General features: G+C 47.7%; 17 protein-coding genes. 7 read left to right on the forward strand and 10 right to left on the reverse strand.

Annotated features, from left to right (window positions below; genetic code table 11):
* Window positions 1–139 precede the first annotated feature (139 nt).
* From PJDR2_RS09545 to mglC, 3 genes are all read left to right on the forward strand, one after another.
* The gene (locus tag PJDR2_RS09545; RefSeq protein WP_015843459.1) at window positions 140–1,240 is read left to right on the forward strand and encodes a galactose ABC transporter substrate-binding protein; all 1,101 of its coding nucleotides are present in this window, start codon (window positions 140–142) and stop codon (window positions 1,238–1,240) included.
* 81 nt (window positions 1,241–1,321) lie between these two features.
* A complete protein-coding gene (locus PJDR2_RS09550; protein ID WP_015843460.1) occupies window positions 1,322–2,836 on the forward strand; it encodes a sugar ABC transporter ATP-binding protein in 1,515 nt (504 codons plus the stop codon).
* Between the two features lie 16 nt (window positions 2,837–2,852).
* Entirely contained in the window at window positions 2,853–3,866 is a 1,014-nt protein-coding gene (mglC, locus tag PJDR2_RS09555; RefSeq protein WP_015843461.1) for a galactose/methyl galactoside ABC transporter permease MglC, read from the forward strand.
* Between the two features lie 71 nt (window positions 3,867–3,937).
* Here mglC and PJDR2_RS09560 read toward each other — a convergent pair whose 3' ends face one another.
* The 10 genes from PJDR2_RS09560 to PJDR2_RS09600 form a co-directional block, all read right to left on the reverse strand.
* A complete protein-coding gene (locus PJDR2_RS09560) occupies window positions 3,938–4,459 on the reverse strand; it encodes an IS3 family transposase (RefSeq protein ID WP_150106457.1) in 522 nt (173 codons plus the stop codon).
* 3 nt (window positions 4,460–4,462) lie between these two features.
* A complete protein-coding gene (locus PJDR2_RS33835) occupies window positions 4,463–4,651 on the reverse strand; it encodes an IS3 family transposase (protein WP_416202270.1) in 189 nt (62 codons plus the stop codon).
* Window positions 4,652–4,674: 23 nt separating this feature from the next.
* Window positions 4,675–5,085 carry a helix-turn-helix domain-containing protein gene (locus PJDR2_RS32890; RefSeq protein WP_150106459.1) on the reverse strand — a complete coding sequence of 137 codons (411 nt, stop codon included), beginning with the start codon at window positions 5,083–5,085 and terminating at the stop codon, window positions 4,675–4,677.
* Window positions 5,086–5,181: 96 nt separating this feature from the next.
* A complete protein-coding gene (locus PJDR2_RS09570; protein ID WP_015843462.1) occupies window positions 5,182–5,604 on the reverse strand; it encodes an ATP-binding protein in 423 nt (140 codons plus the stop codon).
* A gap of 2 nt (window positions 5,605–5,606) precedes the next feature.
* On the reverse strand, window positions 5,607–5,933 hold the full coding sequence (locus tag PJDR2_RS09575) for an STAS domain-containing protein (protein ID WP_015843463.1): 327 nt from the start codon (window positions 5,931–5,933) through the stop codon (window positions 5,607–5,609).
* Between the two features lie 38 nt (window positions 5,934–5,971).
* Window positions 5,972–6,529: a hypothetical protein gene (locus PJDR2_RS09580; protein ID WP_015843464.1), complete on the reverse strand. Its 558-nt coding sequence runs from the start codon at window positions 6,527–6,529 to the stop codon at window positions 5,972–5,974.
* 81 nt (window positions 6,530–6,610) lie between these two features.
* The gene (locus PJDR2_RS09585; RefSeq protein ID WP_015843465.1) at window positions 6,611–7,756 is read right to left on the reverse strand and encodes a fused response regulator/phosphatase; all 1,146 of its coding nucleotides are present in this window, start codon (window positions 7,754–7,756) and stop codon (window positions 6,611–6,613) included.
* A 97-nt stretch (window positions 7,757–7,853) separates the two neighbouring features.
* Window positions 7,854–8,255, reverse strand: coding sequence for a general stress protein (locus PJDR2_RS09590; protein WP_015843466.1), 402 nt, complete (start codon window positions 8,253–8,255; stop codon window positions 7,854–7,856).
* A 51-nt stretch (window positions 8,256–8,306) separates the two neighbouring features.
* Window positions 8,307–8,468, reverse strand: a complete 162-nt coding sequence (locus PJDR2_RS33840) for a DUF1328 domain-containing protein (protein WP_015843467.1) — start codon at window positions 8,466–8,468, stop codon at window positions 8,307–8,309.
* A 215-nt stretch (window positions 8,469–8,683) separates the two neighbouring features.
* A complete protein-coding gene (locus PJDR2_RS09600) occupies window positions 8,684–9,442 on the reverse strand; it encodes a glycerophosphodiester phosphodiesterase (protein WP_015843468.1) in 759 nt (252 codons plus the stop codon).
* Window positions 9,443–9,721: 279 nt separating this feature from the next.
* On the opposite strand from PJDR2_RS09600, the gene PJDR2_RS09605 reads away from it, so the two are divergent.
* The 4 genes from PJDR2_RS09605 to PJDR2_RS09620 all read left to right on the forward strand — a co-directional run bounded on the left by PJDR2_RS09605 (window position 9,722) and on the right by PJDR2_RS09620 (window position 14,017).
* Window positions 9,722–10,687: a carbohydrate ABC transporter permease gene (locus PJDR2_RS09605; protein WP_015843469.1), complete on the forward strand. Its 966-nt coding sequence runs from the start codon at window positions 9,722–9,724 to the stop codon at window positions 10,685–10,687.
* Window positions 10,684–11,523 carry a carbohydrate ABC transporter permease gene (locus PJDR2_RS09610; protein ID WP_015843470.1) on the forward strand — a complete coding sequence of 280 codons (840 nt, stop codon included), beginning with the start codon at window positions 10,684–10,686 and terminating at the stop codon, window positions 11,521–11,523. Before PJDR2_RS09605 ends, PJDR2_RS09610 begins: the two co-directional genes overlap by 4 nt.
* A gap of 72 nt (window positions 11,524–11,595) precedes the next feature.
* A complete protein-coding gene (locus tag PJDR2_RS09615; protein WP_015843471.1) occupies window positions 11,596–13,005 on the forward strand; it encodes an ABC transporter substrate-binding protein in 1,410 nt (469 codons plus the stop codon).
* A 157-nt stretch (window positions 13,006–13,162) separates the two neighbouring features.
* Window positions 13,163–14,017 (forward strand): alpha/beta fold hydrolase, encoded by an 855-nt coding sequence (locus tag PJDR2_RS09620; RefSeq protein ID WP_015843472.1) that lies wholly within the window; start codon window positions 13,163–13,165, stop codon window positions 14,015–14,017.
* The last annotated feature ends 137 nt before the right edge of the window (window positions 14,018–14,154 follow it).

Genomic DNA, 14,154 nt, shown 5'->3' on the forward strand with positions numbered 1-14,154 from the left:
CGATAATGCTTTGCCTTTTTTCTTGCAATTGAAATAATCCAGACCACCTTAATAATGTGAAGATAAACGCTTTCATGTATTCAATTATAGTGAATAGAGCAAGTCATTATTATCTTTTCGAATAAATAGGAGGTCTCAAATGAAGAAGAAAAAATGGATTCCAGCAGTATGTGCAGGTGCGTTAGCAGTTACCGTGTTAGCTGCTTGCGGTAACAATGGCGGGGAAAATGCAAACCAAAACGCTGCAGCAAACAACAGTAAAGCCACCGCGGTTAACAACACGGCTGCTGAAAGTCCAGCCGTCAAGAAAGAGCCGACAGTTGGCGTTGCCATCTACAAATTCGACGATACGTTCATGACCGGTGTGCGTAACGCTATTGAAGCAGCGTCTCAGGGAGTTGCAAAGGTCGATATTGTTGACAGCCAAAACTCTCAACCTACACAAAACGATAAGGTCGATTTGTTTATTACGAAGAAGTACAATGCAATGGCAATTAATGCGGTTGACCGCACAGCTGCAAGCATGATTATTGACAAGGCAAAATCAGCAAATACGCCAGTAGTATTCTTCAATCGTGAGCCGCTCGCAGAGGATATGAATAAATGGGATCTAGTTTATTACGTAGGCGCTAAGGCTGAAGAGTCCGGCACAATGTCAGGTGAACTCATTATTGATTACTGGAAGGCTCATCCGGAAATGGACAAAAACAAGGATGGAAAGCTGCAGTACATTATGCTGAAGGGCGAACCAGGTCATCAAGATGCAGAACTCCGCACAAAGTACTCCATTCAAGCTATTACGGATGCTGGAATCGGAGTTGAGAAGCTCGCTGAAGATACAGCAATGTGGGATCGTGTAAAAGCACAGGACAAAATGGCAACGTTCCTCTCTGCACACGGCGATAAAATCGAAGCTGTGTTGGCAAATAACGATGATATGGCACTAGGCGCAATCGAAGCTCTTAAAGCTGCAGGCTACTTTAAAGATGGTAAGTTTATGCCGGTAGTTGGCGTTGATGCAACGGCAGCAGCCCTTCAAGCCCTCTCCGAAGGAACTTTGCTCGGTACGGTATTAAATGATGCGAAGAACCAAGGTGCAGCTACATTAAAACTTGCTGCAGCTCTTGCGAATGGTGAAACACCGTCCAAAGTAAACACGGGATTTGATATTACGGATAGCAAGTACGTTTGGGTTCCTTATAAAAAAATTACAAAAGACAATATGAGCGACGCGCAGTAAACAACATGCGGAGAGGTGGTCCTATTCACCGCTTCTCCGTTTTTTGTTTTCAGCCCTCATCAAAAGCAAGAGGTGTGAATTATGATGACTTCACCATATGTACTGGAAATGGAAGGGATAACGAAAGAGTTTCCAGGTGTAAAGGCGCTTGATCAAGTTACCATACAGATCCGGCCGGGCACCGTTCATGCTTTAATGGGCGAGAATGGCGCGGGCAAATCAACTCTCATGAAATGTTTATTTGGTATATATACACCAGATGCAGGAGAAATCCGGCTAAATGGGGAGGAAATCAACCTTCCGGATTCCCGTTCAGCTTTAGATAAAGGGATTACGATGATCCATCAGGAATTGCATCCCGTACCTCGCAGAAGTGTGATGGAGAATCTGTGGTTGGGACGTTTTCCAATGCGCGGCATTCAACCCTTTCGTTTTGTTGACGGCAAAAAAATGTACCGCGACACAGAAAAACTATTTAAGGACTTGGATATGGATATCGCTCCAGACCAGATTGTTGGAGATTTATCCGTATCAAAAATACAGTCCATCGAAATTGCTAAAGCGGTTTCTTATAATGCAAAAGTTATTATTATGGATGAACCAACATCCTCACTTACGGGAAACGAGGTTGAGCAGTTATTTAAGATAATTGAAGACCTTAAAGCACGTGGCGTTTCGATCATTTATATCTCGCACAAAATGGAAGAGATATTGAGAATTTCTGATGATGTTACGATTATGCGAGATGGTCGGAAGGTAGGGACTTGGCCGGCTAAAGAACTGACAATGGATCTAATTATATCCCGAATGGTTGGCCGAGACTTAACACAACGTTTCCCCGTTCGTGAGAACGTACCGGGTGAAACACTGCTAAAAGTAGAGGGATTAACCTCACCGTTCGTCCAATCTTTTAAGGACATTTCCTTTGAATTAAGGCAAGGTGAAATTTTAGGTATTGGCGGATTGGTAGGGGCTCAGCGTACGGAGTTAATGGAAGCTTTGTTCGGACTAAGATCTGTTTCATCCGGAACGATTTTTCTTCGAGGCAAGAGGGTCAAGATTAATCGACCAACCGATGCCATTCGAAACAAGCTGGCTTTATTGACGGAGGAGCGGCGTGTAACCGGTATATTTCCTGTACTATCCGTATTGGAAAATACGGTTATCTCAAACCAGAAGAGTTATGTGAAATACGGATGGCTAAACGAAAGCAAACGCCGTGAGGATACGGACCGTCATATCAATCGACTTGCGGTTAAGACCCCTTCGATGAAGACGTTAATTCGGAATTTATCCGGCGGTAATCAGCAAAAGGTACTGCTTGCGAGGTGGTTGTTGACACGGCCAGATATTTTATTATTGGATGAGCCGACACGAGGTATTGATGTCGGTGCAAAGTTTGAAATTTACTCGATCATAGCCGATTTGGCCGCCATCGGAAAGAGCATTATTATGATTTCGTCAGAGATGCCTGAATTGCTAGGAATGTCGGATCGAATCATGGTCATGTGCGAAGGCAGAGTAACCGGCATTGTGGAAGGTAATACGGCAAATGAAGAACAGATTATGAGGCTTGCGGCTCAACATAAGTCTTAAGCACGGAGGAATATCAATGAGCGTAAATGTGAAAAAGGTAAGCAATTTCTTGACCAATAACGCTATTTATGTCGTGCTGGTCGTTATTTTTATTGGGATTACAATCTCTAACCCAGACTTCTTGTCCTTAAGTACCCTGACGAATATTCTACACCAGAATGCAACAAAAGCTATTATTGCGCTGGGTGCCGCTTTCGTACTGATTACAGGCGGAGTGGATTTATCCGCCGGGCGAGTGGTTGGACTTTCCGCCGTCGTATCTGCCTCAATGGTACAGATGTCCAACTACCCGCAAAAGTTTTTCCCGCACTTGGCTGAATTACCGGTTATTGTACCGGTACTGCTGGCTGTCTTATGCGGTTTAGTTGTAGGTCTTATTAACGGTTTGGTCATTTCTAAATTACATGTGCCTCCGTTTATTACGACATTAGGTACAATGGTTATTGTTCTTGGTGTTAACTCTCTTTACTTTGACATGGATCCTAATAACTCTCAGCCAATTGGCGGATTGCGTTCCAGCTTTACGAAGTGGGGGACGGGGAGCTTTAGCATTGGTTCATTTAATTTGCCTTATCTTGTTATCATTGCGATTGTTGTGGCCATTATCTGTTGGATTGTCTTTAATAAAACGAGACTTGGCAAAAACATGTTTGCAATTGGCGGAAACGTACAAGCAGCTCATGTATCTGGGATTAACGTAGGACGCAATCTGCTTTGGATTTATGGCATCGCTGGCGCCCTTTATGGACTTGCAGGTGTTCTTGAAGCTGCAAAATCCGGTGGTGCTTCTAGTGCCTATGGTAATATGTATGAACTCGATGCCATTGCAGCTTGTGTAGTTGGCGGGGTATCTACGACAGGCGGCATAGGTACGGTTCCTGGCGTTATGGCTGGTGTATTGATCTTTGGTGTTATCAATTACGGCTTAACCTTCATTGGTGTAGGACCTTATTTCCAGCTTATTATTAAAGGCGCTATCATCGTTGCAGCTGTTGCTATTGATGCTCGTAAATTTGTAGCTAAGAAGTAAGTGAAGAAAAATATAAAAAAACACAGTGCATGGTGGTCAAGACCCCATTTAGTGGACAGTTAGAAAAAGCCCTATCCAATAAGCTGTTTCCGGTATTGAGCCGGAGACAGCTTATTTAATTTTCTTTGCGGATGATGATTGTTATAAAAATGGATATATTCTTCAATTCTGCTTTGTGCTTCCTCGATGGATCGGATATCATAAGGATAGAGTGCTTCTGTCTTCAAATGGGAGAAGAAGCTCTCCATTGAGGCATTGTCGTAACAATTGCCTCGTCGAGACATGCTGATTTGGGCGCCAACCTTTGGCAGCATGTCGTGGTAGTCGTAGGACGTGTACTGGGATCCCTGATCGCTGTGAACGATCAGCCCAGTCACGTCCTTTTCCTTCTCAAATGATTTGGAAAACGTTTGGAGTACAAGATCCTTATCATTGCGTAAACTCATGTTGTAGGCGACGATTTCGTTTTGACACAAGTCTTTGATAGTAGAGAGGTACAACCAGCTATCTTTCACTCGGTCTTGCGTAACGTCTATGAGCCACTTCTGATTAGGTTGAAGTGCTTCAAAATTGCGATCCAGCACATTTCTCACGACTCAGTCGCCTAGGCTCCAAGATCGATGATGACGGAATTTGCGGCGTATTTTAGCTTGTAGCCCCATTTCCCGCATGAGACGTAGGATCTTCTTGTGGTTCATCCATACCTGATGATTTTGGTACATAAACAATTGAATTTGCCTGTAGCCGTAAATACCTTTGTAGCGTTCATACGTGGTGCGAATGATCTCTTTGGAGGACTTGTCCTTATCTACGGCTCTTCGTTTAAGATAGGCATAGAATCCGCTCTTGGAGAGACCGACTTCTTTACAAAGATCTGTAACGGTGGAATGCTCTCTGAGCTCTTCAACGAGCCTACACTTTTCTGGTACACCTCCGCCTTCGTAATGGCCAACCACTTTTTTAGAACGGCATTCTCCATTTCGAGCCGCTTAACATAACGGTTCTCGTCGACATATTCTTTCCGCTTTCCTCGCGTATCTGATAGGCCGAATTCTCCCGTCTGTTTGTACCTACGCATCCAGGTCTTCACTCTTCCAACATCAACTATCCCTAACTCTTCTGCGATTTTCACTACCGTTATTCCTTGAAGTCGCATCTCAATTGCCTTCTTCTTCGTTTCAAAGCTGTACGTTTGAAACTTTTGCCCTTTTTTCGCCATAACGAAAAGCACCCCCTATAGTTTTCATCGGTTAAACACTAGGTGTTTTTCCAATGTCCACTATAAGGGGTGCACTTCAGCATTCGCCGGTCTTTCTTATTCGCTCACATATTTGGTAAGAATCACTTCGGTGCTGCTGTCAGTCGACTGCACCGATACTTCATCCATGAGAGCCTCCATCAGATAAATGCCGAGGCCGCCAACCGGCAGCTCGCTGATTTCGATCCCTTGCAGGGGAGGGCTGTCAGTTCCGGTTTCGGAATGCTCGAATGGAGGGCCGTCATTTTTGACAATAATCGTGATCCCCGCCTCTGATGGCTGAAACGTAATGTCAATCAGGCTGCCTTCTTCCCTCTCGGAGCCTCCATGCAGTACGGCATTCGTACAAGCCTCGGATACCGCGACCTTCATATCTTCGATGTCTTCATAGGAAAAATTCAGCTTGGACGCAATACCGTAAAGGCATACTCTTACGATATCGATATAATCGGCATGGGAAGGGATTTGTAATCGTATCATGATTATCCCTTTGTCCCTTCCGATAAGTAACCGGATATGCCCGTCAAATCAAACAATCGTTGAATGGACGGGGGAATATCTTGGACCGAGAATGGCGCATTAATGCCGTCGCGGTATTTCAGCACGGATACGATAATGCCGATGCCCGTACTGTCGATATATTTCAAATCGCGAAGATTAAGCACGAGACCGCGGTCCGTCCGCTCCATCAGCGGCTCCAATGCGGCTCTAAGCTGAGTAACGACCGATAGGTCAAGCTCTCCGCCAAGCGATAAAATGTAGCTGTCGTTTGTTTCTTCTTGCTCAATCTGGAATTGCTGAGACTTCATCTAATCCACTCCGATCATTAAATTAAGATAGTCCTCCGTTAGACGGAGGAGACATGGTAATAAGCGATAGATTCTAGAGTTCCGGTATCGTAGTTGATAAACAGCTTCAGGACATTCTCCTGGCGTTCGTATACAATACCGTCCTCCGCCTTATAATCAGGTTCGCCGAGCGCCTCTATTAACGCTTCGATCGAGACCGGAATTTCTTCGTCATCGATCCAGATGGTGCTTGCGCTGCCGCTTACCTTGATTTCATCCATGATGCCGTCACGGAAAACGATGTCCATATTGGGATATTCGTAGGTTTCCATCTCGGTTAACCACTCATCTTGGTTGATTTGGTTCGGTTCGCCAAGCATGCGTTCGACAGTTATTTTATCATCGTAAAGAGAAAGCCCGTTGACGGACTGCAGTCTGAAGTCGGAGACCGTATAGTCCGCATTATAGTCCGCATGCGAGACGGTCGCCCACTCGGATGCTGTTGCTGTGGCAGGTGTCGGCGGTTCTTGCACGGGATGAGGAAGAGACATGTAAGCAAGCGGCACAACGCCGATGATCCCTCCTGCAAGGTAACATGCTATAAATGTATTCTTCATAAGTTATCCCTCCAGCCTTTTTCATTCGCTTTAGTATCCATTACCCGGTCAGGGGAGAGTTGAAACAGGCTGGAGTAAAAATTATTTCGTATATAAGGTAACAAGGCAAATATCGTCCTTCTGCACGGTGCCGCTGTCCTGAGGGATCATGGTTGCTACCAGCCCGGATGGATCTAATTGATCTTTATTTCTCATCAAATCGATTAACGTATCGTAGGAGGGTTCTTCACCGGTTATCGCAGCTAAACCGTCAGTTAATCCGTCCGTATACAAGACAATTCCGGCTTCCCGCTCATATTGAAGACTGCCTTTGCTTAGCTTCAGCTTATTAAACAAACCAATAGCGCTGCAGCAAGGTTCTAACAGGGCGGGCTTGCCGTCCAGGAAGGCAATTCCCGGGGGATGGCCGGCATTTACGTATTCAATCGTTTTGTTCTCCACATCAAGCACCAAATAGATGGCGGTAAAATAGTAGTTCATCAGCTCATCCTTAATATGCAGCTGATTCATATAGCGGTTGAGCTCATGCATCACCTGCTCCATATCGTTCATGCGCGTTATCGTATCCCGGAGTACGGACGAGATATACATGCAGACAAGGGAAGAGGAGATGCCGTGGCCCATCATATCCAGAAGGATCACGCCATATCGGTTCTTGTCAATCCGATACCAGTTGTAGAAATCCCCCGCCAGCTCGGAAGAGGGCTGATAGGCCGCGTTAATTCGCATATTCTCGTCGTCAATCTCCGTGCTGAGCACGCTAAGCTGCACCTGCTTGGCCAGCTCCAGATTGTATCTCATATTTTTGTCGCGTTCTTTGTGACGGTCGATTTCCTGCTTCAGCCGCATGGACGAACGGATACGGGCAAGCAGCTCCATCCGGTTGATCGGCTTCATGACGTAATCGCAGGCTCCGGCATCGAGGGCTTCGGCCATTTTGTTCGAATCGCCAACCGCGGTTACGAAGATGATGGGAATGTCTTTGTAACGGCAGTCCTGCAATACCGTGCGGCATGCTTCAATGCCGTCGATATCCGGCATCATCATATCCATTAGAATTAACTCGACATCGAGGTCTGCTGAAGTAGTGGAGCCTCCTATGCCAAGCATATCGTAAAGTTCATGGGCTGACGAGGCCGTTAATAGATTCTGATAACCGGCCTTTTTCAGGATGGTCTGTATGATAAGCTGGTTGGTCGTGTTATCGTCAACAATGATAATACTCATCCGGGAGTACTCCTTTCTTTATTCCTATTCTTTTAACACTATACCATAGATCAAAGACCTACCCGTAGGAGTAGGTCTTTGATTTTGGAATGTTCGGTTATAAGCGGTATTCCGGGTAATAGTAGACGGAAGAGTCGTATTCATCATCCTTGTACTCTTTGCCGCCCCAAGCGATAACGAGAATTTTATCCCTGTCCATCTCTTTTTCCAGATGCTCCGCGTATTGCTTCGAGATCCCAAGCGATCTCATCTTGGCGCGGAGCTCATTGCCGGTGGATCGGAAAATATTGGCTATAGCCGTTCCGACGCCTTCCGCGGCTACGCTGATTTGCTCGGCATTGGTATTTTTGGCAATGCGCTCCGTGCGGTCTTTATCGTGAGTCAGTACAAAGATGTTCTCTCTCGCATATCCGTCGCGTTCGAAGCGGTGAACCTGCTCCTGTACCTCCAGCATATTGTTGACCGTGTGTACTCTTGTCGTCATGGTTTGAGTTGTCATTGTAATTCCTCCTCGATTTTTAATTAAATTGGTGTTGCCGGCGCTTGCCGGTTATGCTCGTCTTCGTCCCAGTATCAGAGATGCGATAAAGAGGACGATAAAGACCACGAATAGGATTTTCGCAATACCCGCGAGTGCGGAGGCGATGCCCAGGAATCCGAACAGGCCGGCGACGATTGCGAAGATGAAGAAGAGTAGAGCCCATCCTAACATATGAATCACCTTTCTTTCGATTGGGGTGCTTGCTCGTTTTGTTGTTCTTGCTTGTCTTGCTTGATAGGTACTTAACCACGATACCCGGGGATGAAACATCTTCTTCTGCAAAATCTTCTGCAAAAATCGGGCAGCGAATTTTTCTTCATTAATAGTTAAAACAAAAACAGCCTGCAGGGGGTTATCCCGTGCAGGCTGTTTGACATGCCAAGTGATTAACTACGATTAAGATGTTCGTTCAAGAGACCCGGAAAATCAGTAATGATGCCCGTTACGCCGATGGAGATCAGCTTGTCCCATTCGAAGGGATGATTCGCCGTGTAAGGATAGATTTGAAGTCCCGCGGCGAGTGCGTCTTCGGTATCCTGAGCTCCGATATGGCCATGATGGGGGTGAAGCGACCATACCTCCGTCTCCAGAAGCGCTGCGTACGAAGCATGATGGATGAGATCGGCGGCATAGAGAAGTCCGATGCGGAGCTCCGGCTCCGCCTGCTTCAGTCTGAGAAGCAGCTTATGGTCGAAGGAAGAGACAACCGTGCGCTCCAGTCGGCCTTCGCCGCGGAGATAATCCAGCAGTACCTGATCGAGAAGGGCGCCTGCGGAATCCTTGACTTCGACATTGATTTCGATGTGTTCCGGCAGTAAATCGTATACTTCCTCCAGGAACGGGACTTTCTCACCGGCAAAAGAAGGCGAGAACCAACTTCCCGCATCCGCCTTGCGGATGACTTCCGAATGCAGCAAGCGGATCGCTCCAGAGCCGTCCGTCGTCCGGTCCAGCGTATCGTCATGGCAGACAATGAGCTTGCCGTCCTCCGACAAGTGAATATCCAGCTCTACCATATGGCTGCCTTGCTCGGCCGCAAGCCTGAAGCTCGCAAGCGTATTCTCCGGCGCTTCTCCTGCTGCGCCTCTATGGCCAATTACAATTGGGCCGCTTGCATGAATATTGTGCTCGATTTCCCTCGACATTCTCTTGTTCCCTCCCAGTCGGACTCCAATGGCATCCAATATCCAATGGGTTACCCTGTTATTCGCCTTCATTATAGGTCGGGATGGTTAACCTGTCCCCTTCCGATTATAAATCTAAAGAAAATCTTTAGAAAGGTACTGTTTATTTTCAAGTAAGCGTTGTCACATTTCCTAATCTTAATAAAACGCTGACATAGGAGTTACAAATGACAGTTATTCTTGGACTTGCCAAGCCATATCAGGTTCATCAATTTCTTGAAAGGGCGGTTGTAGTCACACATGAATTCGTCACTCTATTCAGACAAATCAAAGCCGGTCTTGTCTCCGGCATCCGCGGCAACACCTGGCAGCCGGATCAACGCAGGCATGCTGAGAAGAATGCGGGAGCATCTCCTCGGTTACCTGTTTCTGGCGCCAAGCGTGGCTATATTCATCCTGTTCTTCTTTTATCCGATGGCTCGCTCCGTCTATTTGAGCTTTCAGCTTACCGATCCCCGCGGCAGGGTTGCCGCATATGCGGGCTGGGACAATTATTCGCGGATGATGGAATCGTCCGCCTTCTGGAACAGTCTCTGGATCACGGTAAAATTCACTTTAATGACAGTGCCAGCCGGTCTAGTTCTCGGCTTGCTATGCGCCAGTCTTGTCCATTCCGCGGGCAAAGGGAGCAAGCTGTTCCGCTTTATCTTCTCGCTCCCGCTGGCCCTATCTGTCGGAACGGCATCTATTCTATGGATGATTCTGTACCATCCGTCGCTTGGCATGCTCAACTATTTGCTTGGGCAGATCGGCTTTGGACAAGTCCAATGGCTGACCGATCCGGGTGCGGCGCTTGATTCCGTCTCGCTTATGACCGTATGGATGAACTCCGGTTTTCCGTTCGTTCTGCTTCTGGCAGCTATTCAAGGGCTGGATAACGATGTCATGGACAGCTCGAGAATTGATGGCGCCTCGATGTGGAGAACGTTTTTCTCGATCAAGCTGCCGCTGCTGTCGCCAACGCTTTTCTTTCTTGCGGTTGTATCGATTATGAGCGCCTTCCAGTCCTTTGGACAAATCAATATCCTTACACGGGGTGGTCCGGCCGGTTCAACGGATGTGCTGGTGTACTCCATCTACCGGGAAGCATTTATTAACTACCAGTTCGGTACCGGCAGCGCGCTGGCGATTGTCCTGTTTATTCTGATGCTTCTGCTGACGGCTGTACAATTCCTTGTTCTTGGAAAGAAGGTGCATTACCAGTGAAGGCTTTCAGTCATCCGCGCAGCCCATTCCGCTTATTCAGCCTATACGGCCTGCTCGTCCTGCTGTCGCTGTTAGTGCTTGGACCACTTCTGTACTTGCTCGCCCAAATCTTCATGACGCCGGACGAAGCAAGCCAATTTCCGCCCAAGATTCTTCCTTCGGGTTTTCACACGGGGGAGCTGAAGAACGCTATTGATACCGTTCCGATATTTGGCTTTATCCTTAACAGCTTTGTTCTGGCGGTCTCGATAATGGTTCTTCAGGTACTGACGGCGGCGCTGGCCTCTTATGCATTTGTTTACATTCGGTTTGCCGGCAGCCGGATTTGGTTCGCTTTATTTATCAGCACCATGATGATTCCATGGGAAGTTACGATTATCCCCAACTATTTGACGGTCAAAAGCTGGGGATGGCTCGATTCGTTCCAAGGGCTTATCGTGCCGTTTGCAGCATCTGCGTTTGGCGTGTTCCTGCTTCGCCAGTTCTTCATGCAGCTGCCGCGCGAGCTTTTTGAAGCGGCGCGTATCGATGGCTGCGGGCATTTCCGCCACTTTATTTCCATCGTGTTACCGTTATCCGGCCCGGCTGCGGCATCGCTTGCGGTGTACGTGTTCCTGAACGGCTGGAACCAATACTTGTGGCCGCTGCTCGTTACAAGCAGCGACGCCATGAGAACGGTCCAGATCGGAATCGCGATGCTCCAGTTCGAGGAGCTGACAAGCTGGAATCTGGTGCTGTGCGGAGTTGCGCTTGTCTTGGTGCCGTTGTTTGTCCTGCTGGCACTTGGCCTAAAGCCGCTTGTTCGGGGAATTACGGCCGGCGCGGTGAAGGGTTGAGCTTACCCGGGTACTAGTCCTATTGGACTTGCCATATAGAAAACATTTATTCTAAGGGAGAGAAAAGAAACCATGGTTAAACGCAATTGGAAAATGGTATTGCCTGTGGCGGCTATGCTTGTGCTGCCTTTATCAGCTTGCGCATCGAATCCGAATAACGGAGGAAACGAGCCGTCGCCAACTGTCTCGGCTACCAATACGGAGACTAGCGCCAATGCGGGAGCAGCTTCCACCGAGCCGGCCAAAGAGCCTGTCAAAGTGATTTGGTGGCATTCCATGAGCGGCGAGCTCGGCACGGCCGTGGACAAGCTGGTCAGCGATTTCAACGCTTCGCATCCCGATATCAAGGTAGAAGGCGTCTTCCAGGGCACCTACGACGAAAGCTTGAACAAGCTGAAGGCTTCCATGGATTCCAAGTCGGGTCCTTCCTTAATCCAGGTGTACGAGATCGGTTCGAAATTCATGATCGATTCCGGCGCCGTTACGCCGGTGCAGCAGTTCATCGACGAAGAGAAATACGACTTGTCTTCGCTGGAGCCGAATATTGCTAAATACTATACGTTTGAAGGCAAGCAGTATTCCATGCCTTTCAACACTTCCAATCCGATTCTTTACTATAATAAGGACCTGTTCGAAAAAGCCGGTCTTGATCCAAACAAGCCGCCTGCGACTTACGAAGAAGTAGCAGCCGACGCTAAAAAATTGACAGGGAATGGCGTAACGGGAGCATCCTTCGCCATCTACGGCTGGTTTATGGAGCAGCTCCTGGCTAATCAAGGCAAGGACCTTATCAATAACGGGAACGGCCGCGCTAGCGCCGCTACGGAATCGCTCGTAAATCAGGAAGCTGCGGTAAATACGCTGACTTGGTGGAAAGGCATGGTCGACAATAAATCCGTTCTGAATCTCGGACGCAAAACGGATGACACGAAAAAAGCGTTCCTTGCCGGACAAATCGCCATGACGCTGGACTCGACGGCTTCGCTGCGCGGCATTGTTGACGGCGCGGCAGGCAAGTTCGAAGTGGGCACGGGTTTCCTGCCTAAGCCTGACGCTTCCTCCGAAGGCGGCGTTGTTATCGGCGGCGCGAGCAACTGGATTCTGAACAACAAGTCTGCCGAAGAACAGAAGGCCGCTTGGGAATTCATGAAGTACCTGGCTGAGCCGGCCGTGCAAGCGGAATGGCATATCAACACCGGTTACTTCCCGATTACGACAAAAGCTTATGACGAGCAGATCGTAAAGGATAACCTCGCGAAGTATCCGCAGTTCCAGACGGCTGTTGACCAGCTTCATGCCTCCAAGCCAAGCACGGCAAGCCAAGGCGCCGTAATGGGCGTATTCCCTGACGCGCGTCAGACGGTGGAAGGCGCAATTGAAGAAGTGTTCACGGGCAAGAAGGATGTAAAGGCTGCGCTTGATGCTGCGGCTAAGCAAATTACGGAGAAAATCGATATCTATAATAAGACGGTATCGAAATAATACTGCCAAAAACAGCTCTGGAGCTATGCTCTCCAGGGCTGTTTTTTTATTTTTGCGCAAATAGATTCAGAATTGTCTGACAATATTGTTTCAAGGGATGGATAGCTGGTTAAGTAATGACATGATAGCATTTCAAATCGAAAAGGATGTGGGATCGATGGATAAGCATAAGGTGAATGTCAATGGCATCGATATGGTATACGAAGAATGTGGTCAGGAAAACGAAAAAGCGATTATTCTGCTTCACGGTTTTTGCGGATCGTCCCATTATTGGCATAATGTTTGTCCGCTGCTAACCGATCATTACCGTGTAATCATGCCGCAGCTGCGGGGTCATGGCGAAACATCGGTACCAGACAATGTGTATACGATGGAAGTGATGGCCGATGATATAAATGCATTGATCGAAAAGCTTGGAATTGATAAAACCGTTGTATTTGGTCATTCTCTTGGCGGCTATGTAACGCTGGCCCTTGCTGATAAATACCCTGACAAGCTGGCCGGTTTCGGACTGATTCATTCCACCGCTCTGCCGGACACGGAAGAAGTGAAGAGGAAAAGGTATCAGGATATTTCCTTCATTCAGAAGGAAGGGATCGAGCCATACGTACACGACCTGATTCCGAAGCTGTTTAAGGAATCCAAGAGGCAAGATATGCCTGATGAGGTGGAAAAGGTTAAAGAGGCCGGACTCAAAATGTCTGCAAAGGGAGCTATTCATACGCTTGAAGGCATGATGATGAGACCGGACCGCAGCGCCATGCTGCATGAAGCATGTTACCCGATTCTGCTGGTAGCCGGGGCGGAGGATGAGGTCGTCTCTCCGGATGATACGTTCTCCGTAAACGATAAGGAGACACCAAAGTCGACTTACGAATACCCGCATATTCAGGAGAATACCTTCGAAGGCGTCGCTCATATGAGTCTGGTCGAAGCTCCCGAGCAGCTGGCCAGGGTCATCGCCAACTACCTCAGAACCCTTAGCGAGAAGGAGCCCGTGAGGGCGTTGTAAAAACTGCAAATGAATTAAGCCGTAGGGGCTTCGACCCGTACGGCTTTTTTAATTTTTTATGCTTTCAAAAAACCTGCTCGAAAAACAACCATTTGTGGGTTAGAATAAGTGGGCAAGATCATTATCGACAAAGGACG

This window comes from Paenibacillus sp. JDR-2, from assembly GCF_000023585.1.
Classification (GTDB): Bacteria; Bacillota; Bacilli; order Paenibacillales; family Paenibacillaceae; genus Pristimantibacillus.